The sequence below is a fragment of the Burkholderia cenocepacia genome (genome assembly GCF_900446215.1).
In the GTDB taxonomy this organism is placed as follows: Bacteria; Pseudomonadota; Gammaproteobacteria; order Burkholderiales; family Burkholderiaceae; genus Burkholderia; species Burkholderia cenocepacia.
The window spans coordinates 356,911-381,326 of sequence record NZ_UAQZ01000016.1; the positions used below are offsets into that span (position 1 = coordinate 356,911).

A 24,416-nucleotide genomic window follows, 5' to 3' on the forward strand; every position below is an offset into this window, starting at 1 on the left:
CGATATGTTAATCAAATTATAATCGATCCGCTTTCGGCGTTACCGCGCGCGAGCGCCGCCTGTCGCGCACGATCAGCGTTTGCTGCGCAGCAGCGCGAGCAGGTCGTCGATCACCGGCACGATGGCGAGCGTGACGAGCACCGCGGCGAGCGGCACGGTCGACACGTAGCCCACGCGCTTGAAGCCGATCGCGCCGGCCAGGCCGCCGACGAAGAACGACGAGAGCATCGTCGCGTGAATCCGCAGTTTCGAACGGTTGGCGATCACCGCGTGCGCGTCGACGTCGATGGCCGACCGGTTCCAGTAGAACAGCTTGCCGAGCTCGATGCCGAGGTCGGTCACGATGCCCGTCATGTGCGTCGTGCGGATCTCCGCGCCCGACAGTTTCGTGATCGTCGCGTTCTGCAGCCCCATGATGAAGCACAGCAGCGTCACGGTCACCGGCACGAAGAAGGTTTCCCACAGGGCCAGATGGCTGCCGAGCAGCCCGAACAGCAACAGCAGCGCGGCTTCGACCAGCAGCGGCAGCATGAACTGGCTGTGCAGCCCGCGGCGGCGCCCCCAGTTGACGAGGACCGCCGAGCACGCGGCGCCGATCAGGAACGACCCCAGCGAGCTGATGCCGGCGAGCGCGAGCCGCACGTCGCCGAGCGCCGTCTGGTCGGCGATCGCCGACACGATGCCGCTCATGTGCGACGTGTACTGCTTGACCGCGAGAAAGCCGCCGGCATTGGCCGCGCCGGCGACGAACGCGAGCGAAAACCCGAGCTGGCGGTTCGCGGTCGCGCTGCGGTGTTTTCCCGTCAGGTTTCGAAAGTACTGCGCTGGCATAAGGGTGTCGCTCGATCGTCGCGGATTCGCGGTCACAGGCCGAAACCGGTGCCGGACGTCGTGACGGGCACGCCGCTTGCACCGGATACCGGGGCTGTCGAATCATGTGATGAACATGATAATGTCATTATCATACTCTGTTGGCCGGATGGTGCTTTCAGTACAATGATGGAAGGCGCCGCCGGCTGGCTGTTTCGCCGCTGCGCGGCGCGCGCTTGCGATTCCCTTCTGCCCACCGCTTCATGACCCCGATCAAGTTCATCCTGCGCTACACGGCGATCCCGTTCACGGCCATCGTCGCCGTGGTGATCTGGACTGTCATACCATCGTCGAAAGAGATCGATGCGAGACAATATGCGGCGCTGTCGCGCGCGTACGCGAGTTTCCCGCTGCCGTTCCGGCGCGAGATCTCGGACACGATGGAGCACGGCACGATCAACGACCGGCGCTATCAGGCGCTCGTGCGCGATTCGCTGGGCAACGGCGTCGCGCTGGACTGGCCGGCGTCGGGCGTCGGCGGCGTCGCCGACGAGCGGCAAAAACTGGCCGAACTGATTCAGGCCGATTCGGATCTTCAAAGGCAACGGCAATGAAAACCCTGCTGGTTTCTGTGGCATTCGCGATGATCATCGCGAGTTTGATCTTCGCGCTGTACTTCATGAATCACGATCGCGGCAAGTCCAAGCGGATGGCGTGGTCGCTCGCCGCGCGCGTCGGGTTGTCGGTCACGCTGTTCCTGTCGCTGCTGATCGCGTACAAGCTCGGCTGGATCGAACCGACCGGGTTGCCGATCGGGCGCTGACGCGCGATTGCCGCGCGGTTCGATCCCGCGTGATCGCGCCGAAGTGGACTTGACGGCGAGAACCGGTGGTCGATCAACCCGTGACGGCGGTTCGACCGGGGCAGGCAGCCGTCATGCGAGCGCGGAGAGCGTTGGGGCGGTGACCGCGCTGCCGGGCAGCGTGGGCAGTGCGTCGAGGAGCGACGCGGTATACGGGTGCGACGGCGCGTCGAATACCTGCGTAACGGGCCCGCTTTCGACCACGCGGCCCCGCCGCATCACGAGAATCCGGTCGGCCACGTGATGCACGACGCCCAGGTCGTGCGAGATGAACAGCATCGCGGTGCCGTGTTCGGCCTGCAGATCGGCGAGCAGGTCGAGCACCTGCGCCTGGATCGACACGTCGAGCGCGCTGACCGGTTCGTCCGCGACGAGCAGCGCCGGGTTGGACGCGAACGCGCGCGCGATCGCGACGCGCTGGCGCTGGCCGCCGGACAATTCGCGCGGGTAACGGTCGAAGCACGCCGCGCCGAGCTGCACTTCGTCGAGCAGTTGCAGTACGCGGCGGCGGCGTGCGTCGCCGTGGAGTCTGGCCACCTCGAGCCCTTCGCCGATGATCCGGCCGACCGAATAGCGCGGATCGAACGAACTGTACGGGTCCTGGGCGATCAGTTGCAGCCGCGCCCGGCGGGTGCGCCGCGCGGCTTCGGGGATGCCGTTCCATGGCCGGCCGTCGAGCGTGACGGTGCCGGCGTCGGGTTCGACGAGCCCGAGCACGATGCGCGCGACCGTCGATTTGCCGGAACCGGATTCACCGACGATGCCGAGCGTCTCGCCGCGCGCGAGGGAGAACGACACGCCGTCGACGGCGGCAGGCGCATCGCGCCCGCCGTAGCGTTTCGTCAGCGCGTCGACGGCCAGCACCGGCGCCTGCGTGTCGATGCGCTTCGGCGGCAGGGGCACGCGCTCGGCGCTCGCCAGCCGGAACCCGCGCGACGCGGCGGTGGGAATTGCCGCGAGCAACGCACGCGTGTACGGATGCGCCGGTGCGCTCAGCACGTCGCGTGCCGGCCCCTGTTCGACGACCTGGCCCGCGCGCATCACGAGCACGCGGTCGGCCAGATCGGCCACGACCGCGAGGTCGTGGCTGATCAGCAGGATCGCGTCGCCGGCGTCCCGGCGCGCACGCAGCAGCGACAGGATCTGGCGTTGCACGGTCATGTCCAGCGCCGTGGTCGGCTCGTCGGCAATCAGCAGCGACGCACCGCCCGCGATCGCGGTGCCGATCAGCACGCGCTGCCGCAAGCCGCCCGACAACTGATGCGGATACTGCGGCAGCCGCCGCTCGGGATCATCGATGCCGACCGCGCGCAGCAGGTCGGCGCTACGCGCGGCGACATCGTGCCGGCGCGTATCGTGCAACGCCTCCGCGACGAGGTCGCGTACGCGCCACAGCGGGTCGAGCGACACCAGCGCGTCCTGCAGCACGTAGCCGATCCGGCGGCCGCGTATCGTGCGCCAGTCGCGCTCGCGATGGCCGCGCGCGTCGGTGCCGGCGATCTCGAATCGGGCCGCGTCGATCACGGCGCGCGGGCCGTTCAGCCCGACCAGACTGCGCGCGGTGACCGACTTGCCGGAGCCCGACTCGCCGACGAGCGCGACGCATTCGCCGGCATGCACGGCCAGGTCGAGCGGGCCGACGACGGGCTGGGTGCCTCGCGGGCCGCGAAACCCGATCGTCAGACGCTCGATGCGGACCAGCGGCACGGCGGCGTCGGTCGTTGCGCTCGCAACGGTATCGCGCGTGCTCATGCTGTCTCCCGGTGCTCGAAGCGCGCCTGCCAGTAGCCGCCGAGCGCATTCACGGCGATCACGGCCGCGGTGATCGCGAGGCCGGGCCACACCGCGATCCACCACGCGTTGTACAGATAGTTGCGGCCCTCGGCGAGCATCAATCCCCATTCCGCCGCGGGCGGCTGCGGCCCCATTCCGAGAAAGCTCAACCCCGACGTGCCGATGATCGCGGTGCCCAGCCCGATCGTCGCGAGGACCGGCACCTGCGCGATCGCATGCGGCAACACGTGTCGCCACACCAGTACCGCCGGCGCGAGGCCGAGGGTGCGCGCGTGCTCGACATAGCCGGACGCCGCGACGACGAAGGTCTGCGCCCGCACCACGCGTGCGAAGCGCGGCACCGACGCGATGCCGAGCGCGAACACGAGGTTGACCGCGCCGGGGCCGGTGAACGAGATCAGCATCAGCGCGAGCAGCAGGTCGGGGAAGGCGGACACGACGTCGAGCACGCGCGTGATCAGCTCATCGAGCCAGCCGCGCGCGAGGCCGGCGCACAGCCCGAGCGCGGTGCCGAACAGTGTCGCGACGCCGATCGCGGCCGCGCTGATCGACAGCGAGTAGCGGGCGCCATGCACGACCCGCGAGAAGATGTCGCGGCCGAGCTGGTCGGTGCCGAGCCAGTGCTCGGCGCTGCTGCCGAGCTGCGCGGACAGCGGATCGGCCGCCAGCGGGTCGTAGTGCGCGAGCCAGCCCGGTGCGACCACGGCGATCGCGTTCAGCAGCAGATACACGGCGGCGAGCGCGAGGCCCGGATGGCGGCGCAGCCAGCCGGCGGCGGCGAATGTGGCGGGCGTGCGCAACGTGAAGTCGATGGGCGTGGACATGAAGTCTCCGGTTCAGCGCGCTGCGCGGCGGTCGCGCAGGCGGGGATCGATCAGCAGGTACAGCAGGTCGACGGCCGTGCTGAGCGTGACGTAGATGGCCGCCGACAGGATCGCGATCGCGAGGATCACCGGCATGTCCTTCGACAGCACCGCGTCGACCGTCACCTTGCCGAGGCCCGGCCGGCCGAACACCTGTTCGGTGATCACCGCGCCGCTCAGCAAGCCGCCGACGAGCCAGCCGGCGAGCGTGACGGCCGGCAGCGCCGCATGGCGCAGCGCATGGCGCACCCGCAGCGCGAGCCCGCCGATGCCCCACGAACGCACCGTCAGCGCGTACGGCTCGTCGAGCGCGCGCTCGATGCCTTGCCGCAGCACGCGGCCGATCACCGCGCCCTGCGCGAGCCCGAGCGACAGCGCGGGCAGCACGAGCGACGCGAAGCCGCGATCGCCGGCCACCGGGAACAACTTCAGCGTGAAGCTGAACACGAACAGCAGCATGATGCCGAGCCAGAACGACGGCGTCGACGCGAGCAGCAGTTCGACACCCGATGCGGCGCGGCCGGCCCAGCGTCGGCCGGCGGTCAGTACCGCGAGGCCGACCGCGAATACGATCGTCACCACCAGCGCCGCGCCCGTCAGTTTCAGCGTCGGCCATAGCTGGCCGAGCACGAGCGGCGCGACGTCGGTGTTGAGGATGTACGAGCGGCCGAACTCGCCGTGCAGCACGCGCCACAGGTAATGCAGGTATTGCAGCGCGAGCGGCTCGTCGAGCCCCCATTCCTGGCGGATCGCGGCCTCGATCTCCGGCGTACTCAACTGCTCGCCGATCAGGATGCCGACGATATCGCCCGGCGCGAGATGCACGGCGGCGAACGACAGCGTCACCGCGGCCCACAGCACGAGCGCGCCGGTGGCGAGCCGCGTCGCGACCGGCGAACGCAGCCAGCGGCGCCACGCAGCCGGCGGCGCAGCGGCAGGCCGCGCGTCCGGGACGGCGACGAAAGCGGACGACGGACGGTTCATGGTCGATTCTCCTGTCGGGGCGGCGCGATGGGCGAGGCGAAGCAGGCCGGCACGCGTCGGCTTACTTCTTCACCCACACGTCGTACGGGTTCTCGGGCATCTGCGCGAACGAGCGGAAGCGCAAGCCCTGGACCGCCTTCGCGGCGGCGATCTGGTCTTCCGGCTCGTACAGCGGCAGCGCGTACGCCTGTTCGTTGATCGCGAAGCGCTGCAACTCGCCGTACAGCCTCTTGCGCTCGGCGACGTTCTGCGTGCGCGCAGCCGCCTGCAGCCAGCGCGTCAGCTCGGGCGCCGCCGCACGGCTGTAGTTCAGCGCGCCGCCGCGATCGACGGGCAGGTAGTGGCCTTCGATGTCGATGCCGTCCGGCGGCGTGTTCGAGTTCGCGATCGAACCGAACTTGCCGCTCTTGCGCGCCTCGACGTACGTGCCGTCGTCGACGTACTGAATCTTCAGGTCCACGCCCAGTCGTTGCCGCGCTTGTGCCTGCAGCGCCTGCAGCAGCACGTCGCGCTGGTCGCGCACGGTCGCCTGCGCCTGGACGACCGCGATCGTCAGCCGTTCGCCGTGCTTCGTGCGATAGCCGCCGCTGTCGCGCGCGCTCCAGCCGGCTTCATCCAGCAACTGGTTCGCGAGCTTCGGGTTGTTGCCGTAGGTCTTTTCGATCGACGCGTCGTAGAACGGATCGATCGGCGACGTGATGCCCCAGGCGCGCGTGCGCTCGCCGCGGTAGATCGACTGCACGATGCCGGTCGTGTCGAGCCCTTCGAGCAGCGCGCGGCGCACCTTCACGTCCTGCGTCGCGCCGTAGCCGACGTTCAGGAACAGCGAGTACGGCGTGCCGGTATTGAGCGCGCGGCGGTAGGTGAAATCGGCGTTCTTGCGGATCAGCGCGGCGTCGTTGCCGGACACGCCCTCGATCACGTCGACCTGGCCGGACAGCAGCGCGCCGGTGCGGACCGACGATTCGGGCAGGAACCGGTAGACGACCCGGTCGAGATACGCGGGGCCCTGGTGGCCCGCGGTCGGCGGCGCCCAGCGATAGTCGGGATTCTTCGCGAACTCGATTTCCTGGCCCTTCACGTAGCGGCGCAGGATGAACGGGCCGGTGCCCGCGATGTCGGGGCCGCCGGATTTCAGGCCGGGCCGGTCGAACGCGTTCGGCGACAGCAGCGGCAGCCGGCCCGCGAACGTCAGGAACGGCGCATACGGCGCGTCGAGCGTGATGACGACGGTGTGCTCGTCCGGCGTCTTGACGTCGGCGACGTGCGAGATCAGCCGCGCAAGCTGGCTGCCGGCCGCATACGACAGTTCGCGCGCGTTCAGGAAATTGCGGGCGACGGCCTTCGCGTCGAACGGCGCGCCGTCGGTGAACTTCACGCCGTCGCGCAGCGTGAACGTGTAGGTCTTGCCGTCGGCGGAGACCTTGTAGCCGGTCGCGAGCCACGGGACGTAGCTGCCGTCGGGCTTCTGCGCGAGCAGGCTTTCATACGCGTTGCGCAGCAGCAGCTCGACCTTGTCCTGGCCGTTCAGTTGCGGGTTCAGCGTGCGGGGCTCGGTTTCGACGCCCCAGGTCAGCGTGCCGCCCGCGACGGGCGCGCCCTGGGCGAACGCCGCATGCGGCAGCGCGAGCGCGAGCAGCAGCGCAGCCGATGCGGTGCGGCGCGACGCGCGCGGCGCGGAATCCGGAAATGCGAATGTCATGCGAGAAAGCCTTTTACGAGGTGGATAGCGGTGGATGCGGTTCGCGTCGTTTATGTGGGCCGGCGCGGCACGTCACGTCATGCGTTCGCGTGGATGCGCTCGTGGTCCCGGGCGGTATCGTCCGCTGTCGGGGCCGGGTAGAGATCCGGGATCAGGATTTTTCTCAGCCAGACGAGCGGCGTGCCGAGCGCATTCGTCGAGCGGTCGAACGGCTGATAGCCGCTGCGCTCGTAATACGACGGCAGCCATGGATGGTTGGTCGCGGTCGCGAGATACGTCGCCGGCGCCTTCACCTGCGACGCCAGGAACTGCGTCTCGACGTGCGCGATCAGCGCGTGTCCGAATCCCTGCCGCTTGAACGCTGGGGCGACCGCGAACCAGTGCAGGAACGGATAGGGCGTGCGATGGCGTTCGCCGGATACCCACGGAAACCGCACGGTCAACGTGGCCGCGAGGGCGGTACGGCCGTCGGGTGTCGCGTGTTCGAGCACGAACGTCGTTTCGCGCGCGATGGTCTGCGCGACGCGTTCGATCGGCGAGCGCGTGATCGTGAAGTGCACGCCCTGCGCCGCGAGCGGCGCGTAGGCGTTCTGCAGCAGCGCATAGACGGCCGGCACGTCGTCCGCGCCGGCGATGCGGATCGTATCGGTCATGGCGCGGTGCCTTCGAAGTGCGGTTGATGCGTGGTCGTGCGCGCGTTCCACCCGTCGCGCGCCGCCGCGGCGTCGTGATCGTCGGCGGGCGCGCCGGCCAGCAACCGCAGCGACGCAATCCGCGGTGCGGCATCGGCGAGTGGCGTGTCGACGACGAATTCGGCAATCCCGTGACGACGATGCAACGCGTCGAACTCGCACAGCACGTCGTCGCGCGTGCCGTGCACGATGCGCGTTTCGCGCGGGTCGATCCGGTGCGGGCCGCCGCCGGCCTGACGGATGTACGCATGCGCCTGTTCGACGCTGCCGACGTTGACGGCCGGCGTGTCGCCCACCTGCACGCGAAAGCCCTGATGGCCGCTCGCGAGCCGCGCGGCCGCGTCGCGGGTGCCGGCGACGATCGCGGAGACGGCCAGCAGCGGCGTGCGGCCGCCCGACGCTTCCCGATAGGTATCGAACGTGCGCGCCAGATCCGTTGCCGATGCGTTCAGGTGCGACGCGTAGACGAACGCCCAGCCGAGCCGTGCGGCGAGCGTCGCGCTTTCCGCGCTCGCGCCGAGCAGGAACGGTTGCGCGGGCGTTGGCGGTCGCGGCGTCGCATGCAGCGTGGCCGCATCCTCGCCGGTCGCATCGGTTGTCGCATCGTCACCGTGGAGATGGCGATTCAGCGCGTGGGCCAGATCGGCGAAGGGCGCGCGTCGCGCCGGATCGTAGCCGTCCTGCAGCGCGCGCGTCGACAGCGGCAGGCCGCCCGGCGCCTTGCCGATGCCGAGATCGACGCGGCCGGGCGCGAGCGACGCGAGCAGGTTGAAGTTTTCCGCGATCTTGTACGGACTGTAGTGCTGCAGCATCACGCCGCCCGATCCGACCCGAATGCGCCGCGTCTGCGCGAGCACGTGCGCGATCAGGATTTCCGGCGACGGGCACGCGAGCGCGGCCGTGTTGTGATGCTCGGCGAGCCAGTAGCGGTGATAACCGGCCGCATCGGCGAAGCGCGCGAGCGAGACGCTGCGCGCCAGCGCGTCGGCGGCGGTTTCTCCGGGCGCGACGGGGCTCTTGTCGAGTACGCTCAAGCGGAACGGCAACGCGGACAAGGCGGACGAATCGGTGTGGGAGCGGATGGCGTCGAACGTCATGATGAAGCGATCGGCGCGGGTCGAAACGGCCGGATCAGCGGGTTTGGCATGCCGAATTATTTTGCGTCGTCGTTCGCACGGTCAAACAATCAAGAAGAATATCGAAAGCCGAAAATATTCGTTCCGGCCGACCGGGGGGCTTGCGTTATGGTCGTTGGCTGCGCGCCTCGCGGCGCGTGCGTGGAGCCTGCCCGACGATCTCCGGCGCGAGTACGCTCGCCGTCGCGATGGCCGCAGGCATGCTCCGATTCTCCGACTGAACAGAATCACGAGGAATCCGAATGAACGAGCAACGCGAACGACGTACGGCCTTCACGACGACCGGAGCCGCGTCATGAGCGGCGCACGCAGACGTCTCAAGACGCTCGTCGGCGCGGCGAGCGTGCTGTACGCGCCCGGCGATGCGGATGTCGGGCAGGGCGTGCGGCGCGCGGCGTCGCTCGCGCGCAAGGCGGAAGCCGAGAAGATCACCGGCCTCTTTACCGCCGATCTGCTGCAGGCCGATGCGGCCGGCCTCGCCGGGACCACCGGCAGCCAGGAGCCGATCGTCGCGCTGGCGGCGCTGAGTCAGGCGACCTCGGCCATCGGGCTCGTCGCGACCGTGTCGACGACGTATCACCATCCGTACAACCTCGCGCGGCTGATCGGCACGCTCGATCACGTGAGCGGCGGCCGCGCCGCGTGGAACGCGGTCACGTCGTCGGTCGGCGAGGAGAATTTCGGCGATGCCGCGCTGCCCGACCCGGAGCAGCGTTATGCGCGCGCGGCCGAGTTCATCGAGGTCGTCAACGCGCTGTTCGATGCGAACGATCCGCGTGCGACGCGTCGCGGGCCGGGTGGCAGCATCTCCGTTGATCCGCTCAAGCTCGGCGCGATCGACTATCGCGGCGCGCATTTCCAGGTACAGGGGCCGTTGAACGTACCGCCTTCGGCGCAACGGCGGCCCGTGCTGTTTCAGGCGGGGCAGTCGGCAGGCGGCGTGGCGCTCGGCGCGCGGTATGCGGAAGTCGTCTACACGTCGCAGCCGACGCTCGACGATGCGCGCGCGTTCGTCGCCGAGCTGCACCGGCAGGCGGCTGCATTCGGCCGCGGCGACCGGCCGCCGCTCGTGATGAACTCGTTTCATTCGGTGATCGGCGACTCCGATGCCGACGTCGCGCGGCGCTTGCGCGACAAGCATGAGCGCATCGACTACGAACAGGGCAGGCTGAAGCTTGCCGACATGCTCGGCGGCGGTGTCGACCTGCGCGGCCTGCCGCTCGACCAGCCGTTGCCGGCATCGCTGCTGCCGGCGATCGACAGCGTGCACCGCCGGCGCGGGCGCGTGGCGATCTTCGTCGGCTATGCGCGCCAGCGGCTGACGCTGCGCGAACTGATCGTGCGTGCGCAGGAGACCGGGCACTGGTTCGTCGCGGGCACGCCGGAGCAGCTCGCCGATGCGATCGAAACGCGCTATCGCGCGGGGCTCGTCGACGTGCTGTCGCTGCACGGGCTGGGCCAGCCGGACCAGGAGGACTTGTTGCTCAACGGCTTGCTGCCCGAGTTGCGGCGGCGCGACCTGCTCGATACCGACTATGTAGGCGGCGATTTCCGCGCGAACCTGGAACTGCCGGCGTGGCGGCGCGAGGCCGTGGCGGCGTGAACGGATGACTCGCGCACCGGGCGAGGACGTTGGCCGGTGCGCGGTTCGGCGCATATCGCGCGATCAGATATCCATCGAAAAAATAACCATTTGGTACACGCTTCGGCGCGCATTACAGTCTCGCCTCCTGCCGGCCGCCACGCCGGTCGTTCCGACGTTATTTCAGAAATGCGCCACATGAATCGTTTGATGCGTTCCAGGGTCCGCCGTGCCGCGGCCGCGCTGTTCGTGCTCGGCCTCGCGCCGGTTTCCCATGCGGCCCAGCCGACGTTGCGCGTCGGCATCGACGCCGAGTCGTACCCGCCGTTCTTTTCGAAAGATGCCGGCGGCAAGTGGAAGGGCTGGGAAATCGACGTGCTCGATGCCGCGTGCGGCAAGCTGAACGTGCGGTGCGAGGTCACCGACATCGCGTGGGACGGCCTGATTCCTGCGTTGCAGAACCGCAAGATCGACGTGATCTGGTCGTCGATGACGATCACCGGCGAGCGGCAGAAAGCCATCGATTTCAGCCGTGCGTATTACGAATCGCCGACGGTGTTCGTCGGCGCGAAAAGCGACCGGCGCCGCGTCGACTGCGCGGTGCCCGCGACCTTCAAGGGCAGCGTGATCGGCGTCGAGGCCGGCACCAACTTCTCCGCGTTCCTCGATGCCCGCTTCAAGCAGAACGCGCAAGTCAAGGCGTTCGACAAGTTCGACAATGCGCTCGCGGATCTGGTGTCCGGCCGCGTCGACTACGTGCAGGAAGGCAAGGGGCTGTTCACGGCGTTCCTCGCGTCGCGCGACGGCAAGGACTTCGAGGTCAAGGCCACGTGCGCGGACAATCCGGTGCTGGGCCTCGGCATCGGCGCGGGCGTGCGCCATGGCGATGCGCTGCGCGGCAAGCTGTCGACCGCGATCGCGCAATTGCAGCAGGACGGCACGTGGGATGCGATCACCGCCCGCTATCCGAACCTGAAGGGCACGATCGAGAAGGGGCGTTGAGCGCATGGCCGCGGACGATTCGCTGCTCGCATTGCTCGCCTTCGGCGACGGCGGTTATGGCCGCGTGTTCGCGGGCGCGTTCGCGCTGACGTTCGGCGTCGCGGCCGCGTCGTTCTGCACCGGCGTGCTGCTCGGCATCGCCGGCGCGCTCGGCAAGCTGTCGCGATACGCGGCGCTCGTGTGGCTGGCGCGGCTCTACACGATGCTCGTGCGCGCGCTGCCGGAGTTGTTGTGCCTGCTGCTCGCGTTCTACGCGGTCGCGCCGGCCATCGAGAACGCGTTGCGCGGCAGCGGCATCGTAGCCGGCGACTTCGCGTTCGACCCGTTCGTCGTCGCCGCGCTGTCGCTCGGTTTCATCCAGGGTGCGTATCTCACCGACATCTTGCGCGCGGCGCTCGTCAACGTGCCGGTCGGGCAGATCGAAGCCGCGCACGCGTACGGGATGACGCCCTGGCAGACGTTCACGCGTATCCGGCTCCCGGCCGCGGCGCGGCTCGCGCTGCCGGGCGTCGGCAACGTGTGGCTGAACGCGACCAAGGACGCGTCGTTCATCAGCGTGCTCGGATCGTTCACGGATCTGCTGAAGGCGAGCCAGCTCGCGGCCGGTGCGACGCGGCACTACGTCTTCTTCTATCTGGTCACGGCCGCGCTGTTCCTGCTGCTGAGCATCACGTCGACGGGCATTTTCGCGGCGCTCGAGCGGCATGCGAACCGCGGCACGACGCGCGCGACGACATGATCTTCTCGCTGCCTTTCCTGCTCGACACGGTGATGCCGAAGCTGCTGGCCGCGGTGCCGACCACGCTCGCGCTGACGCTCGTATCGGGTGCGGCCAGCGTGCTGCTGGGCGTGCCGCTCGCGCTCGCCGCCGGTGCGCGCCATGCGCCGCTGCGCTGGTCCGCGCGTGGCTGGCTCATGCTGATCCGCGGCACGCCGCTCCTCGTTCAGCTCTATCTGCTGTACTACGGATTCGGGCAGATCGTCCCGCGCGAATGGATGCGCGACAGCTGGGCGTCGCCGCTGCTACGCGACGCGTTCTGGTACGCGATCGTCGCGCTGAGCGTGAACGAGAGCGCGTACGTCGCGACAATCCTGCGCGGCGCGATCGCCGGCGTGCCAGCCGGTGAGATCGAGGCCGGCCACGCATACGGGATGACGCGCATGCAGGTGCTGCGCCGCATCGTCGGCCCGCGTGCGTGGCGGCTTGCGCTGCCCGCGCTCACCGGCGAGGCGATCCTGCTGCTGAAATCGACCGTCCTCGCGTCGACCGTGACCGTGTTCGACGTGATGGGCACGGCCAATACGCTGCGCTTCGAGACGTTGCGCGTGTACGAACCGCTGGCCGGTGCGGCGATCGTCTATGTCGTGCTGGTCGCGTTGCTGACCATTCCCGCCGCCCGCGTCGAGCAGCGCATCAATCGCTACCTGACGCGCCAGCCCGACGAACGGGTGCCCGCACGGCGCAGCCGCGCGTCGTCGGGCGCGTGGGCGGCCCCCAACTGATTCCTGCCTTGGTACCGATTTCGACGATGTCCGATCCTCGCCCCTTGCTGTTTTCCCTGTATGAACAAGCCAGCGTCGGCTGCGGCGGCGCGCCGAGCCTGTGGACCCATCCGGCCGACGAACGGCTGCGCGCGAATACGCTCGCGTTCTGGTCGAATCTCGCGCGCACGGCCGAGCAGGCCGATCTCGACATGCTGTTCTTCGCGGACGTGCTCGGCCTGTACGACGTCTATGGCGGGTCGGCCGACGCGGCGGTGCAGTGGGCGGTCGAGGCACCCGCGAACGATCCGATGATGCTGATTCCGGCGCTCGTCGCGCAGACCGAACGGCTCGCGTTCGGCGTGACGGCGAGCACGACCTACGAGCATCCGTTCGCGCTCGCGCGTCGCTTCAGCACGCTCGATCATCTGAGCAACGGCCGGATCGGCTGGAACATCGTGACGTCCTACCTGACGAGCGCGGCGCGCAACTTCGGGCTCGACCGGATGATCGGCCACGACGCACGCTACGCGCGCGCGGAGGAGTTTCTCGACGTCGTGTACAAGCTGTGGGAAGGGAGCTGGGCGGACGACGCGGTCGTCGCCGACAAGCACGCGCCGCGCTATGCGCGTGGCGAGCGCGTGCGGCCGATCGCGCACGAAGGCACGCACTACCGCGTGCAGGGGCCGCACGTCTGCGCGCCGTCGCCGCAGCGCTCGCCCGTGCTGATCCAGGCCGGCTGGTCGGGGCGCGGGCGCGCGTTCGCGGCGAAGCACGCGGAGGTGGTGTTCGTCGCGAAATCGGATCCGCACGAGATTCGCGCGGGCCTCGACGAGATTCGGCGGCTCGCGGCCGAACGCGGCCGCGCGGCGGACGACGTGAAGTCGCTGACGGTGCTGCGGATCGTCACGGCGCGCTCGTCGAGCGACGCGAAGGAGAAGTATCACTCGCTGCAGCAGCACTATCACCAGCACGCGCAACTCGTCAGCTATGCGGGCGACACCGGCATCGACATCGACCGCTATGCGGACGACGAACCGCTGACGACGCAGACGGAAGGCCTGACGTCCTACGTGGTGCGGCCGGATGGCAGCGGCAAGCCGCTCACCGCCGGCGACGTGCGGCGCAAGTTCGCGAGCGTCACGCGCGGCACCGACCTGATCCTCGTCGGCGCGCCGGACGAAGTCGCGGACCAGCTCGCCGAGCATGCGCAGCGGTCGACGACGAGCGGCTACATGATCAACCCGCTGATCAGCCCGGGCACGCTCGACGATTTCGCCGAACTGATCGTGCCCGAGCTGAAGAAGCGCGGCCTGTACCGGACGACGCCGGCGAGCGGCACCTTCCGTTCACGGCTGGGCGGCCGCGACCGCCTGCCGGACACGGCCTATGGCGCGTCGTTCCGGTTTCCCGTGCCGGAAGCGGGCTGACCGGCCGACCAATGCCGAACGACTTTCATCGGAGTGGCGTGACATGATCGATGACGTACTGTTCCTGCCGCACCTGCATCGTGCCGACCGGAATCTTCCGGCATGAATGGCGCGACGAACGAAACCATGGAGGCGACGCGGCGCGAAGCTCGACCCCGTCGATCGGTGTCGCTGCCCGTCCTGAGCGCCACGGGCGTCGCGAAACGCTTCGACGCGACCGTCGCGCTGGCAGCGCTCGACCTGTCGATCGGCGCCGGCGAAGTCGTCGCGCTGATGGGCGCGAACGGCGCGGGCAAGTCGACTTTCGTCAAGATCCTGAGCGGTGCGCTGCAAGCGGACGACGGCACGCTGACGCTGCGCGGCGAACCGTATCGGCCGGCGTCGCCGCACATGGCCAAGCGGCTCGGCGTCGCGACCGTGCACCAGTCGGTGGCCGACGCCGTCGTGCCGACGCTGTCGATCGCCGACAACCTGCTGCTGGACCGGCTGTGTGACCCGACGTCGCCGTGGCGCGCGCCGCCGGCCGCGCGGCGTGCCGCGGCGCGTTCGCTTGCCGAGCGGGTCGGGCTCGACGTCGATCTGGCGACGCCGCTCGCATCGCTGTCGCTGGCCGACCAGCAGCGCGTGACCTTGGCGCGTGCGCTGGCCGGGCAGCCGTCGTTGCTGATTCTCGACGAGCCGACCGCCAGCCTGTCGGCGACGGAGGCCGAGCGGCTGTTCGAGCTGGTGGATGCGTTGCGCCGCGATGGCGTCGCCATCCTGCTGGTGTCGCATCGGCTCGGCGACTTACGTCGTATCGCGGATCGCGCGGCGATCGTCCGCGATGGCCGGATCGTCGCGGATCTGGCCGCGCCGATCGATTTCGACGCCGCGGTGGAAACGATGATCGGCCGGCCGTTGCCGCGTACGCGTGCCGTGGCGCCGGAGCGGGTCGCACCGACCGAATCCGGGCCCGGATCAGGCTTCAGCGTGCGGCAGATCCGGCTGACGCCGACCAGCACGCCGTTCGACCTCGATGTCCGGCGCGGCGAGATCGTCGCGATCGCGGGCCCGGTCGGCGGCGGCAAGTCGCGCTTCGCGCGGACGATCTTCGGCGCGGTGCGGGCGGCCGCCGGCGAGATGACGCTCGACGGACGGCCATGGCGGCCACGTTCGCCGGCCGATGCGATTCGCGCCGGCGTATTCCTGGCCGGCGAGGATCGCTGGCGCACGTCGCTGTTTCCCGACAGCGTCCCGTTCGCGTCGATCGCGGGCACGATCGGCTTTCCGTTCCTGTCGCGCTGGTTCGCGGGCGGCGCGGTGCGCCGAGCCCGCGAACGTACGGCCGCCGCGGCCGCGATCGCGCGGTTCGGCATTCGCTGCGAGGGGCCGGACGATCGCGTCGCGCACCTGTCCGGCGGCAACCAGCAGAAGGTCGTGCTCGCGCGCTGGCACGCCGAGCCCGCGCGGCTGTTGCTGCTCGACGAGCCGTTCCAGGGCATCGATGCGGGCGCGCGCGCCGATATCGTCGATACGCTGCGGCGTCATGCGCATGAACGTGCGACGCTCGTGTTCGTCAGCGATCTCGAGGAAGCGGCCGAGATCGCCGATCGGATCGTGCGGTTCGATCGCGCGACGCTCGATGGCCTGTCTCCGATTTCTTCCATCGTGGGTGCCCACTCATGAAACCCGTGACTTCTTCTTCCGCCGTGCATCATGCCGCCCCCGTCGAACGATCGTCGCGCACGGGGCCGGCGCGCATCCGCGATGCGCTCGAACGGACGGGCATCCTGCTCGTACTGGCCGTCCTCGTGGTGGTGTTTGCGCTCAGGGAGCCTGCGTTCCTGAACGTCGACAATCTGTTCAGCATCCTGCAGGCGGTGTCGATCGTCGCGTTGCTCGGCGTCGGGGTGACGGTCACGCTCGCGGCCGGCGGTTTCGACCTGTCGGTCGGCAGCGTGGCCGCGACCGCGCAGATGGCCGCGAGCTACGTGCTGGTCGTCTGGCATGGCAGCGCGTTGGCGGCCGTGATCGCGTGCGTCGTGCTCGGCGTGACCGCCGGGTTGTTCAACGGCTTGCTGATCACGCGGCTGCGCGTGCCCGACCAGCTCGCGACGCTCGGCACGCTGTTCCTGCTGGCCGGCCTGCAGTTGATCCCGACCGGCGGCCGTTCGCTCGCGACCGGCTCCGTGCTGCCCGACGGCACGGATGCGACGGGCGTGTTCCCCGACGCGTTCCTCGCGCTCGGCCGACTGCGCGTATTCGACGTCGTACCGTTGCCGGTGCTGGTGCTTGCGGCCGTGACGGTGCTGGCCTGCGTCACGATGGAAGCGACGCGCTGGGGCCGCGTGATCTATGCGATCGGCGGCAACGAAACGGCTGCGCGGCTGGCCGGTGCGCCGGCCGCGCGCTACCGTGTCGCCGCGTATGTCGTGTCGGGCGCGATCGCGTCGCTGGGCGGCGTGTTGATCGCCGCGCGAGTCGGCCGCGGCGACGTGAGCGCGGGACACTCGCTGCTGCTCGACGCGGTGGCCGCCGCACTGATCGGCTACGCGGTGTGGGGCGCGAAGCGGCCCAACGTGTTCGGCACGGTCGTCGGCGCGGTGTTCGTCGGCGTGCTGCTCAACGGACTCACGATGCTGAACGCGCCCTACTATATGCAGGATTTCATCAAGGGCGTGCTGCTCGTGCTGGCCTTGGCGTTTACGTTCGGCATCGGTCGCCGGGCGGATGCCCGGGCGTGACGGGTGAGGTCGCCAAGCGTCGGCTCGGGAATGGACGGGTTCGAGGCACGCCCGGGCTGAACCGTTTGTTATCCAAAGTAATATCGATTGCCGAATCGGTCGGTTTGAGTTCGCGTGCCGCGCTGATAGATTGAGCCGATATCGTCCTGTATGGAGACCGACACGTCATGCGCTCGTTGCTTCGCCGAAAGTCGCGCCTCGAACCGAAACTCGGTGCACTCGTATTGGGCGCCGCACTCGCGCTCGGTGTGCCCACCGCGCACGCCGGCCCGCTCAAGGGCGCGCCCGCGCCGTTCGACAAGGGCGGCGTGAAGATCGCGCTCGTCAACTACCTGTCGACCGGCGATTTTTTCCAGGCCTACGAAGCCGGCGCGCAGAAGCAGGCGCGCGCGCTCGGCGTCGATCTGCGCATCTACGAAGGCCGGCAGGACGCGGCCGAGCAGCGCGAGCAGATCCAGCAGGCGATCAGCATCGGCGTGTCCGCGATCATCGTCAATCACGGCTTGCCGGAATCGCTGAAGGACGTCGTTCAGCGTGCGCTGGACAAGGGGATCAAGGTCGTCGCGTTCGACGTCGATCTCGCCAATCCGAAGGTGCCGCAGATCGAGCAGAACGATCGCGACCTCGCGAACCTGCTGCTCGATCAGGCCGTGAAGGACAACGGCGACGCGTTCTCCGCCGGGTACGTGTACGTGGTAGGATCCGCGCCGCTCGACCGCCGCGATGCCGCGTGGCGCGATTTCAAGCGCGCGCATCCGAAGGTGCAGGAAAAGGCGCGCTGGGGCACCGTCGACAACCCGATCGCGCAATCGGTCGCGAACCAGGCGGCGGCCGTGTATCGCGCGAATCCGGACATTCGCGTGGTGTTCGCGCCGTACGACGAATTCGCGCGCGGCGCGAAGCTCGCCGCCGACGAGGCCCGGCTGTCGTCGAAAATCCGCATCTACAGCGCGGACGTGTCGACGGCCGACATCGAGGCGATTCGCGCACCGAACAGCGCGTGGGTCGCGACGGCCGCGACGAATCCGGCGGTCGTCGGCGCCGTGTCGGTGCGGGCCGCGGCGTTGCTGGTCGCCGGGCAAAACCCGGGTGCGCGCATCGCGGTCAAGCCGACGCTGATCACGCGCGACGATCTCGTGAAGAACGACATTCACACCGTAGCCGAACTCGGCGCGAAGTTTCCGGCGTTCCGCGCGAGCGACGCGGCGACGGCTGCGTGGATTCCGGCGCTCGACTGATCGCGCTGGCATGCAGCGACCCGATCGGTTGCTTGCGTGCCGCCTACCCATGACTCGACCATGACGACCCTGAACGACTATCTCGCGCAAAAGCGCGATGCGTGGCATGCGAAGCAGCAGGCCGCTCGCAACGATCCCGATTTCAAGGCGACGCCGCTGAAGGCGACCGTGCGCGCGCTCGGTCGCAGCGGCGTGCGCGAGATCCGGATTCGCGATTTCCAGGTGATCAGCGACAGCCCGCCCGATTTCGCGGGCTACAACCTCGGGCCCGCATCGCCGGAGTTGCAGCTCGGCGTGCTCGGCAGCTGCCTCACGCACATCACGTTGATCCAGGCCGCAGAACGGGGGCTGAAGATCGACGCGATCGAAGTCGAAGTCACCGGCGACCAGCATCCGCTCGCGCAGCAGCCGGGGTTCGAGCATGTGCCGGTATTTCCGCACAACCTCCGCTATACGCTGGACATCGTGTCGCCGGAGCCGCCGGAGGCGATCCGTGCGTTGCATCAGGCGGTGGAGGAGGTGTGCCCGATCTTCAACCTGCTGAGGCTGCCGCAGCACATCGACGGGGAATTGCGGCATACCGGCGCGTGATGCGCTGACGGATTGCTGCACGGCCGAGTTTGGAAGTGCAATCGAGGTATTGTGATAAGAATACTTATCCCGACGGTCGCGATACGAACGCATGGCGTTGACGGAGTCGCGCCATCACGAGCCCGACGAAGGCAGTCACGACGCTAGTTGCCCGATTCCTTCGTCACGTCATGACGATAGGCGCGCGGCGAGCAGCCCACGATCCGCTTGAACGCATGGCCGAACGCGCTATCCGAGTCGTAGCCGAGCCGTTGCGCGATCGTCGAGATCGACGCGTTCGAGCGGCGCAGTTCGCGCATCGCCAGCTGGATCCGCCAGCGCAGCACGTATTCGAGCGGCCCGAACCCGAGCCGCCGCTTGAAATGCAGCGCGAACGTCGACCGCGATACGTGGCAGCAGGCCGCCAGCGCGTCGACGGTCCAGCGCCGCTCGGGCGCCGCGTGAATCGCGGCCAGCGCCGCGCGGACCCGCGCATCCGCGAGCCCGGCCAGCCACCCGACATCGCCGTTCGCGCCGGTGTCCACGTAGCGCCGCAGGATCTGCACCAGCATCATGTGTCCGAGATGCCGGATCATCAGCGACCCGCCCGGCGACGACGCGCCGAATTCCCGTGCGAGTTGCTGCAGCGACCAGCGCAGCACCGCCGCCGATTCGGAATCCCCGCTCACGATCACCACGGGCGGCAGGCTGCCGAGCAGCAGCGGCATGCGTTCCTCGTACGCGAAGCGGCCGCCGATCAGAAAGCAGTCGGCCGGCTCGCCATAGTGCGCGATACCGCGTTCGACATGCCGGTACACGTCGGCGGCCGGCACCGGCGCGACCGACGGATCGCTCGCCAGCGAAAATGCCCGCGGCGCGGCGAGCAGGAAGCAGTCTCCCGTACGCAGCCGAACAGGTGGCCCCGCACCGTCGACGGTCAGCCAGCAACTGCCTTCGACCACCGCGTTGAACTTGATTCCGTCGGGCGGGGGCAGGTCGACCGCCCACGGGCCGCCGGCCCGCAGGCCGGTGAAAAACGAGTCGCGCGTTTCCAGCAGCGACAGCACTTCCGATAGCGGGTCCACGCGCAATTCCCGGACGATCTCGACGAAAAACCGGATTCTATTGCATTCACAGTCCGGATGCGCGGCCGGAGAATGGGTTCGTGCAGTGACGCGGCCGATGGGCGGCCTCGAGCTTCGCACCCCGTTCCTGGAGCCTTCGATGACGAGCAGGCAGCATCCCCTTCATTCCGGATTCGACGCCGCCTCGACGGCGAGCGACGTCCTGGCCGGCCTCGACCTGCACGGCAAGACCGCCATCGTCACGGGCGGCCATTCGGGTCTCGGCCTCGAAACCACGCGGGCGCTGGCGCAGGCCGGTGCGCACGTCGTCGTCGGCGCACGGAGCGTCGCGGCCGCGCGCGAGGCGACGCGCGACATCGACGGCGTGGAAATCGCGACGCTCGATCTCGCGGACGCCGCGAGCGTGGCCGCATTCGCCGCGCGGTTCGTCGACGCGCGGCGCGACGTGCACATCGTCATCAACAGCGCGGGCATCATGGCGTGCCCGGAGACTCGCTTGGGCGACGGAAGGGAAGCGCAGCTGGCCGTCAATCACCTCGGTCACTACGCGCTCGTCAACCGGCTGTGGCCGGCGATCGCGCACGGCGACGGCGCGCGCGTGGTCGCGGTGTCGTCGCTCGGGCACCGGCTGTCGCCGATCCGCTGGGACGATATCGATTTCGCGCGCGGGTACGACAAATGGCTGGCGTACGGGCAGTCGAAAACGGCCAACGCGTTGTTCGCGGTGCAGCTCGACGTGCTCGGCGCGCCGTTCGGTGTCCGCGCGTATTCGCTGCATCCCGGCAAGATCGCGACGCCGCTGCAGCGTCATCTGACGCGCGAGGAAATGATGGCGCAGGGCTGGGTCGACGAACACGGCGTGCCCATCGATCCGACTTTCAAGACGCCCGCGCAGGGCGCGGCAACCCAGGTATGGGCGGCGACGTCGCCGCGCCTGGCCGATCTCGGCGGTGTCTATTGCGAGGATTGCGACGTTGCGACGGTGACGCGCGGCAACGAGGAATCGGGCGTGCGGCCGCATGCGATCGATCCGGAGGACGCGGCGCGGCTGTGGGCGTGGTCCGCGGCGGCGACGGGCGTCGATGCCTTTGCGGGGCGGCGCTGACGCCCAGGTATTTGCCGGGCCGGGCGGCGCGCGGGTATCGGCGGCGGTACGACACCCGCGCGCGGCAACCTATCCGCGCGCCTGCCGCAGCGCGCGCCCCATCTCCGCGATCGGCATCGCGGCGATCGAATTCAGCAACCGCATTTCCCGGGCGTCCGGATGCGTGATGTTTCGCACTTCATCGAGCGTCTCTCCGACGTGACGATCGAGCGGCTCGAGAAAGCGCTGCAGTTCGCTGGTGGCCGCTTTCTCCCTGAGCCCTAGCGCATGACCGAATGCGACCAGCGCATTCGTGTCGATATCGGCGAACCGCGTCGCATTCCCGAGCGGCATCGTCAGCTCGCAGTGCGGCCAATGATCGCCGCGGTGGTCGGGCCGGTGCGTCGGCGTGTGATACACGACCGTGCTGACGATGTCGTAGAACGGTGCGAGCCGGTAGCCGCGCGCGTCGACGAAGAACGACAGATTCTTCAGGTGCGCGTCGGCATTGCCGACCACCACGTTGAACACGGTCCAGCGGAACACCGACAGACGCGTGAGCGCGCGCGTGCTGGTGCGGTCGATCGCGCGGGCCAGCTCCTGCGCATTCGCTCGCTGGTACTTGAAACCGCGGTCGTAGTTGAGCAACTGCATCGCGTCGATCGTATGCACGCGTGCGGCCCGTTCGGACGCGACGTCGCGGTCGAACCGGTCGATCACGTAGCAGGCGGACGGCGCGCGCAGGAAATGCACGTCGGGCACGTCGAGCCCCATCTTCTTCGCGAGCCGCATGCAGAAGAACTCGTTGATCGCCGAATGCGGATAGCCGGCCGCGCGCATGTCGGGTTTGAGCAGGTGCATCGACGGTTCGCTGCCGATCGGCTCGAACAGCGCGTAGTCGGGCGCGTCGCCGCGCAGCACCAGTAGCAGTTTCTGCTGCGCGCCGGCCGCCGACATGCGCTTGGGCGCGGTGGCTGTCAGCGCGCGCTCGGGCATCGCCTGGATCCGGCGCTCGAGCTCGTCGAGCGGCAGCGGTTGCAGGTCGCCGGGCGTTTCCTGCTCGCCGTCGGTCAGCAGCGTCAGCGCGCCGGCCGATTCGCGGCCGAAGTACGCGAGCAGGCCCCACGCGTCGGCCGCATCGACCTTCGCCTCGCGCGCGAGCGACGTGCGCATGCCTTCCTCGGGCAGCAGATTGTCGAAGAACCACTGGACCGGGCGATCGGTGGACGTGTCGGTGAACACGTCTGCGCGGAGCGGGAACGCCGGCGACAGCGGATACGCGGTGGGTGACGCAAGCCATTGCGGGTCGTACGCAAACGACCAGATCCCCTTGTCGTCGGCCAGCGTGCCCATGCGCACGCCGTTAGCGGACGCGATCAGCGTTCTAGCCGCCATGGCTGCTCCTGCGGCGTTGGGTGGCCTTCAGCGCGGTCGCTTCGGAAATCTCGATCGACGACTCGGCGTACAGCCGCACGCCGAGCTCACTCAGCAGCAGCATGACCTTGCCGATTTGTGCGGTCGGCTTGCCGGCTTCCACCTGGCTGATGAATTTCGGCGACAGCCCGGTCGCGTTCGCGAGTTCGTCCCGGGTGAACCCCTGCTGGATTCGCGCCGCGCGAATGAAATGGGCGAGCGCGCCGATCGTGTCGACGGATTGGGACTCCGACATGACATTCTCCGTGCTTCGTATCCGAACGGGAACAGTATTCCATAACTCGCCGGCTTGGACCGTGATTCGTATTCGTGCGGGAACGAATGGAGTGTTCCGATAAGCGGCGGCGTGATTTCGTTCCCGATTGGGAACGGACGGTGAGAAAAGGAGGGTGGAGGCGAGGTTCGTATCTGACCGGATACGGAGAAAGACGGCATCGGCGCCTGCGTGCGCGCGTCCGACGGGCACGCCGGACAGGGCTCCGATGGATGCCCGCAGCGGCAGTCCGTCCGCCGCCGTTCCGCGCCTCGAGCAGCGGCAGGCGATCCCGCGCACAGCTCCGGCACCTTCGCCGCTGACGCACAGTGTGCGCAGAACGCCCCTTTCTACAATCCCATTCGACTTGCTACACCCGCCGCCTACCCGGAAAGCAGGCCCGAGCCTTGCGACCGGCAAGCGTCGTCGGCGGCGTTCGCGCCCCGACACATGACGATTTGCACGGGAGGCGCGCATGGAACCGATGCCGGTCGCACTGCAGTGGCACGACGTTCTCGTCAGGATCGGGCTGGCGCTCGTCGCGGGTGGCCTGATCGGCTTCGATCGCAGCGAATCCGGCAAGACGGCCGGACTGCGCACGACGATCCTCGTCTGTCTCGCCGCGTGCCTGTCGATGCTGCAGGTCAATGCGCTGCTGCTGCAGGCGGGCAAGCCGGAGGGCGCGTTCTCGGTGCTCGACCTGATGCGGCTGCCGCTCGGCATCCTGACCGGGATGGGCTTCATCGGCGGCGGCGCGATCCTTCATCGCGACGGCCTGGTGTCCGGCGTCACCACGGCCGCGACGCTGTGGTTCGTGACGGTCATCGGGCTGTGCATCGGCGGCGGCCAGTTGTCGCTCGGCGCGCTCGGGCTGGTGCTCGCGCTGCTGGTCGTCTGGCCGCTGCGGTTCGTCGAGCGGCGCTTGCGGGGCGTCCGGACCGCGCTGGTGACGGTCGAATATCCGCTCGGCTCGGCTGCACGTGAACAACTGGCCGCGAAGCTGCGCGATGCGGGTTTCACGTGCCGGACGAAAAGCTTCTGCGAAACGACCGCGCGCGCGGTGCGCCAGGAAGAACTGTTCGTGCAGTGGCGCGAAGCGGCCGGCGCCGACGTGATGCTGAAGCAACTGATGCGGATCGTCGAGTCGGCCGGCCTGACGTCGGTGCGCTGCTCGACGGAGAACTGACGCGCGCGGCGGCCGGAACGCGCGATGCTGCGTTCCGCAGGCCGCCGTGGGCGGCTTATCAAGGAGCGAAACATGACATGTGTATCGGAAGTGATGACGCGCGACGCCGCGACCATCGGCCCGACGCAGAGCCTGCGCGATGCGGCCAAGCTGATGAGCGACCTGAACGTCGGCGCGCTGCCCGTGTGCGACGGCACGCGGCTGATCGGCATGCTGACGGACCGCGACATCGTCGTGCGCGCGGTGTCGATGGGCGTGCCGCCGAACGAATCGATCGAGGGCGTCGTCAGCGGGCCCGCGAACTGGTGCTACGAGGACGACGACATCTCGGCGGTGCAAAAGAAGATGGAAGACGCGCAGATTCGTCGCGTGCCGGTGGTCGACCGGCAGAAGCGGCTGGTCGGCATCGTCGCGCTGGGTGATCTGGCGACGGCCGCCGACGGCGCGATGTCGTCGACGCTCGGCGCGGTATCGGCGCCGTCGCGCCCGGATCGGTGATCGCCA

The 24,416-nt window shown here is 68.8% G+C and carries 24 protein-coding genes; 14 read left to right on the forward strand and 10 right to left on the reverse strand.

All coding sequences use genetic code 11. The features are described from left to right. Nucleotides 1-72 precede the first annotated feature (72 nt). Nucleotides 73-831, reverse strand: a complete 759-nt coding sequence (locus tag DTA15_RS33840) for a YoaK family protein (RefSeq protein WP_006489179.1) — start codon at nt 829-831, stop codon at nt 73-75. A 242-nt stretch (nt 832-1,073) separates the two neighbouring features. Here DTA15_RS33840 and DTA15_RS33845 point away from each other — a divergent pair, with 242 nt between their 5' ends. Further along, nucleotides 1,074-1,424 (forward strand): hypothetical protein, encoded by a 351-nt coding sequence (locus DTA15_RS33845; protein ID WP_006489163.1) that lies wholly within the window; start codon nt 1,074-1,076, stop codon nt 1,422-1,424. Next, complete coding sequence (locus DTA15_RS33850; RefSeq protein ID WP_006489184.1) at nt 1,421-1,633, forward strand: twin transmembrane helix small protein; 213 nt, start codon at nt 1,421-1,423, stop codon at nt 1,631-1,633. The genes DTA15_RS33845 and DTA15_RS33850 overlap by 4 nt, the downstream gene beginning before the upstream one ends. A 111-nt stretch (nt 1,634-1,744) precedes the next feature. On the opposite strand, the gene DTA15_RS33855 is transcribed toward DTA15_RS33850, so the two are convergent. The 6 genes from DTA15_RS33855 to DTA15_RS33880 all read right to left on the reverse strand — a co-directional run bounded on the left by DTA15_RS33855 (nt 1,745) and on the right by DTA15_RS33880 (nt 8,804). Next, the gene (locus DTA15_RS33855; RefSeq protein ID WP_006489180.1) at nt 1,745-3,424 is read right to left on the reverse strand and encodes a dipeptide ABC transporter ATP-binding protein; all 1,680 of its coding nucleotides are present in this window, start codon (nt 3,422-3,424) and stop codon (nt 1,745-1,747) included. Then, nucleotides 3,421-4,290: an ABC transporter permease gene (locus DTA15_RS33860; RefSeq protein ID WP_006489166.1), complete on the reverse strand. Its 870-nt coding sequence runs from the start codon at nt 4,288-4,290 to the stop codon at nt 3,421-3,423. Before DTA15_RS33860 ends, DTA15_RS33855 begins: the two co-directional genes overlap by 4 nt. Before the next feature lie 12 nt (nt 4,291-4,302). Beyond that, nucleotides 4,303-5,313 carry an ABC transporter permease gene (locus tag DTA15_RS33865; protein WP_006489154.1) on the reverse strand — a complete coding sequence of 337 codons (1,011 nt, stop codon included), beginning with the start codon at nt 5,311-5,313 and terminating at the stop codon, nt 4,303-4,305. A gap of 61 nt (nt 5,314-5,374) precedes the next feature. Beyond that, nucleotides 5,375-7,015: an ABC transporter substrate-binding protein gene (locus DTA15_RS33870; protein ID WP_006489164.1), complete on the reverse strand. Its 1,641-nt coding sequence runs from the start codon at nt 7,013-7,015 to the stop codon at nt 5,375-5,377. A 77-nt stretch (nt 7,016-7,092) separates the two neighbouring features. Further along, nucleotides 7,093-7,668, reverse strand: coding sequence for a GNAT family N-acetyltransferase (locus tag DTA15_RS33875; protein WP_006489149.1), 576 nt, complete (start codon nt 7,666-7,668; stop codon nt 7,093-7,095). Further along, a complete protein-coding gene (locus tag DTA15_RS33880) occupies nt 7,665-8,804 on the reverse strand; it encodes an MsnO8 family LLM class oxidoreductase (protein WP_006489161.1) in 1,140 nt (379 codons plus the stop codon). The genes DTA15_RS33875 and DTA15_RS33880 overlap by 4 nt, the downstream gene beginning before the upstream one ends. Nucleotides 8,805-9,138: 334 nt before the next feature. Between DTA15_RS33880 and DTA15_RS33890 the strand changes: the two genes are divergently transcribed. The 9 genes from DTA15_RS33890 to DTA15_RS33935 all read left to right on the forward strand — a co-directional run bounded on the left by DTA15_RS33890 (nt 9,139) and on the right by DTA15_RS33935 (nt 18,891). After that, nucleotides 9,139-10,446 carry an NtaA/DmoA family FMN-dependent monooxygenase gene (locus DTA15_RS33890; RefSeq protein ID WP_006489153.1) on the forward strand — a complete coding sequence of 436 codons (1,308 nt, stop codon included), beginning with the start codon at nt 9,139-9,141 and terminating at the stop codon, nt 10,444-10,446. A 177-nt stretch (nt 10,447-10,623) separates the two neighbouring features. Continuing rightward, nucleotides 10,624-11,427: a transporter substrate-binding domain-containing protein gene (locus DTA15_RS33900; RefSeq protein WP_052288954.1), complete on the forward strand. Its 804-nt coding sequence runs from the start codon at nt 10,624-10,626 to the stop codon at nt 11,425-11,427. Between the two features lie 4 nt (nt 11,428-11,431). Beyond that, nucleotides 11,432-12,166 carry an ABC transporter permease gene (locus tag DTA15_RS33905; RefSeq protein ID WP_006489169.1) on the forward strand — a complete coding sequence of 245 codons (735 nt, stop codon included), beginning with the start codon at nt 11,432-11,434 and terminating at the stop codon, nt 12,164-12,166. Continuing rightward, complete coding sequence (locus DTA15_RS33910) at nt 12,163-12,930, forward strand: ABC transporter permease (RefSeq protein ID WP_006489186.1); 768 nt, start codon at nt 12,163-12,165, stop codon at nt 12,928-12,930. Before DTA15_RS33905 ends, DTA15_RS33910 begins: the two co-directional genes overlap by 4 nt. A 26-nt stretch (nt 12,931-12,956) precedes the next feature. After that, complete coding sequence (locus tag DTA15_RS33915; RefSeq protein ID WP_012493739.1) at nt 12,957-14,339, forward strand: NtaA/DmoA family FMN-dependent monooxygenase; 1,383 nt, start codon at nt 12,957-12,959, stop codon at nt 14,337-14,339. A 102-nt stretch (nt 14,340-14,441) separates the two neighbouring features. Further along, nucleotides 14,442-16,004 carry a sugar ABC transporter ATP-binding protein gene (locus DTA15_RS33920; protein ID WP_006489156.1) on the forward strand — a complete coding sequence of 521 codons (1,563 nt, stop codon included), beginning with the start codon at nt 14,442-14,444 and terminating at the stop codon, nt 16,002-16,004. Then, on the forward strand, nt 16,001-17,062 hold the full coding sequence (locus tag DTA15_RS33925) for an ABC transporter permease (RefSeq protein WP_034178481.1): 1,062 nt from the start codon (nt 16,001-16,003) through the stop codon (nt 17,060-17,062). Before DTA15_RS33920 ends, DTA15_RS33925 begins: the two co-directional genes overlap by 4 nt. Nucleotides 17,063-17,229: 167 nt before the next feature. Continuing rightward, the gene (locus tag DTA15_RS33930) at nt 17,230-18,300 is read left to right on the forward strand and encodes a substrate-binding domain-containing protein (protein WP_006489168.1); all 1,071 of its coding nucleotides are present in this window, start codon (nt 17,230-17,232) and stop codon (nt 18,298-18,300) included. A gap of 60 nt (nt 18,301-18,360) precedes the next feature. Further along, the gene (locus DTA15_RS33935) at nt 18,361-18,891 is read left to right on the forward strand and encodes an OsmC family protein (RefSeq protein ID WP_006489151.1); all 531 of its coding nucleotides are present in this window, start codon (nt 18,361-18,363) and stop codon (nt 18,889-18,891) included. 143 nt (nt 18,892-19,034) lie between these two features. On the opposite strand, the gene DTA15_RS33940 is transcribed toward DTA15_RS33935, so the two are convergent. Beyond that, complete coding sequence (locus DTA15_RS33940; RefSeq protein ID WP_006489183.1) at nt 19,035-19,955, reverse strand: AraC family transcriptional regulator; 921 nt, start codon at nt 19,953-19,955, stop codon at nt 19,035-19,037. 139 nt (nt 19,956-20,094) lie between these two features. Here DTA15_RS33940 and DTA15_RS33945 point away from each other — a divergent pair, with 139 nt between their 5' ends. Beyond that, nucleotides 20,095-21,060 (forward strand): SDR family NAD(P)-dependent oxidoreductase, encoded by a 966-nt coding sequence (locus DTA15_RS33945; RefSeq protein ID WP_006489175.1) that lies wholly within the window; start codon nt 20,095-20,097, stop codon nt 21,058-21,060. A 69-nt stretch (nt 21,061-21,129) separates the two neighbouring features. Here the strand turns inward: DTA15_RS33945 and DTA15_RS33950 are convergent, their stop codons facing one another. Next, the gene (locus tag DTA15_RS33950; protein ID WP_006489158.1) at nt 21,130-22,434 is read right to left on the reverse strand and encodes a HipA domain-containing protein; all 1,305 of its coding nucleotides are present in this window, start codon (nt 22,432-22,434) and stop codon (nt 21,130-21,132) included. Further along, nucleotides 22,424-22,708, reverse strand: coding sequence for a helix-turn-helix domain-containing protein (locus DTA15_RS33955; protein ID WP_006489165.1), 285 nt, complete (start codon nt 22,706-22,708; stop codon nt 22,424-22,426). The genes DTA15_RS33950 and DTA15_RS33955 overlap by 11 nt, the downstream gene beginning before the upstream one ends. Nucleotides 22,709-23,201: 493 nt before the next feature. Here DTA15_RS33955 and DTA15_RS33960 point away from each other — a divergent pair, with 493 nt between their 5' ends. Both DTA15_RS33960 and DTA15_RS33965 read left to right on the forward strand, forming a co-directional pair. Continuing rightward, entirely contained in the window at nt 23,202-23,912 is a 711-nt protein-coding gene (locus tag DTA15_RS33960; protein ID WP_006489187.1) for an MgtC/SapB family protein, read from the forward strand. 72 nt (nt 23,913-23,984) lie between these two features. Then, complete coding sequence (locus DTA15_RS33965; protein ID WP_006489155.1) at nt 23,985-24,410, forward strand: CBS domain-containing protein; 426 nt, start codon at nt 23,985-23,987, stop codon at nt 24,408-24,410. Nucleotides 24,411-24,416: the final 6 nt, after the last annotated feature.

What these genes read in the sequence shown, in the direction of transcription:
- DTA15_RS33840 (WP_006489179.1), bottom strand. Translation starts at nt 831, where the DNA reads ATGCCAGCGCAGTACTTTCGAAACCTGACGGGAAAACACCGCAGCGCG.
- DTA15_RS33845 (WP_006489163.1), top strand. Translation starts at nt 1,074, where the DNA reads ATGACCCCGATCAAGTTCATCCTGCGCTACACGGCGATCCCGTTCACG.
- DTA15_RS33850 (WP_006489184.1), top strand. Translation starts at nt 1,421, where the DNA reads ATGAAAACCCTGCTGGTTTCTGTGGCATTCGCGATGATCATCGCGAGT.
- DTA15_RS33855 (WP_006489180.1), bottom strand. Translation starts at nt 3,424, where the DNA reads ATGAGCACGCGCGATACCGTTGCGAGCGCAACGACCGACGCCGCCGTG.
- DTA15_RS33860 (WP_006489166.1), bottom strand. Translation starts at nt 4,290, where the DNA reads ATGTCCACGCCCATCGACTTCACGTTGCGCACGCCCGCCACATTCGCC.
- DTA15_RS33865 (WP_006489154.1), bottom strand. Translation starts at nt 5,313, where the DNA reads ATGAACCGTCCGTCGTCCGCTTTCGTCGCCGTCCCGGACGCGCGGCCT.
- DTA15_RS33870 (WP_006489164.1), bottom strand. Translation starts at nt 7,015, where the DNA reads ATGACATTCGCATTTCCGGATTCCGCGCCGCGCGCGTCGCGCCGCACC.
- DTA15_RS33875 (WP_006489149.1), bottom strand. Translation starts at nt 7,668, where the DNA reads ATGACCGATACGATCCGCATCGCCGGCGCGGACGACGTGCCGGCCGTC.
- DTA15_RS33880 (WP_006489161.1), bottom strand. Translation starts at nt 8,804, where the DNA reads ATGACGTTCGACGCCATCCGCTCCCACACCGATTCGTCCGCCTTGTCC.
- DTA15_RS33890 (WP_006489153.1), top strand. Translation starts at nt 9,139, where the DNA reads ATGAGCGGCGCACGCAGACGTCTCAAGACGCTCGTCGGCGCGGCGAGC.
- DTA15_RS33900 (WP_052288954.1), top strand. Translation starts at nt 10,624, where the DNA reads ATGAATCGTTTGATGCGTTCCAGGGTCCGCCGTGCCGCGGCCGCGCTG.
- DTA15_RS33905 (WP_006489169.1), top strand. Translation starts at nt 11,432, where the DNA reads ATGGCCGCGGACGATTCGCTGCTCGCATTGCTCGCCTTCGGCGACGGC.
- DTA15_RS33910 (WP_006489186.1), top strand. Translation starts at nt 12,163, where the DNA reads ATGATCTTCTCGCTGCCTTTCCTGCTCGACACGGTGATGCCGAAGCTG.
- DTA15_RS33915 (WP_012493739.1), top strand. Translation starts at nt 12,957, where the DNA reads ATGTCCGATCCTCGCCCCTTGCTGTTTTCCCTGTATGAACAAGCCAGC.
- DTA15_RS33920 (WP_006489156.1), top strand. Translation starts at nt 14,442, where the DNA reads ATGAATGGCGCGACGAACGAAACCATGGAGGCGACGCGGCGCGAAGCT.
- DTA15_RS33925 (WP_034178481.1), top strand. Translation starts at nt 16,001, where the DNA reads ATGAAACCCGTGACTTCTTCTTCCGCCGTGCATCATGCCGCCCCCGTC.
- DTA15_RS33930 (WP_006489168.1), top strand. Translation starts at nt 17,230, where the DNA reads ATGCGCTCGTTGCTTCGCCGAAAGTCGCGCCTCGAACCGAAACTCGGT.
- DTA15_RS33935 (WP_006489151.1), top strand. Translation starts at nt 18,361, where the DNA reads ATGACGACCCTGAACGACTATCTCGCGCAAAAGCGCGATGCGTGGCAT.
- DTA15_RS33945 (WP_006489175.1), top strand. Translation starts at nt 20,095, where the DNA reads ATGACGAGCAGGCAGCATCCCCTTCATTCCGGATTCGACGCCGCCTCG.
- DTA15_RS33950 (WP_006489158.1), bottom strand. Translation starts at nt 22,434, where the DNA reads ATGGCGGCTAGAACGCTGATCGCGTCCGCTAACGGCGTGCGCATGGGC.
- DTA15_RS33955 (WP_006489165.1), bottom strand. Translation starts at nt 22,708, where the DNA reads ATGTCGGAGTCCCAATCCGTCGACACGATCGGCGCGCTCGCCCATTTC.
- DTA15_RS33960 (WP_006489187.1), top strand. Translation starts at nt 23,202, where the DNA reads ATGGAACCGATGCCGGTCGCACTGCAGTGGCACGACGTTCTCGTCAGG.
- DTA15_RS33965 (WP_006489155.1), top strand. Translation starts at nt 23,985, where the DNA reads ATGACATGTGTATCGGAAGTGATGACGCGCGACGCCGCGACCATCGGC.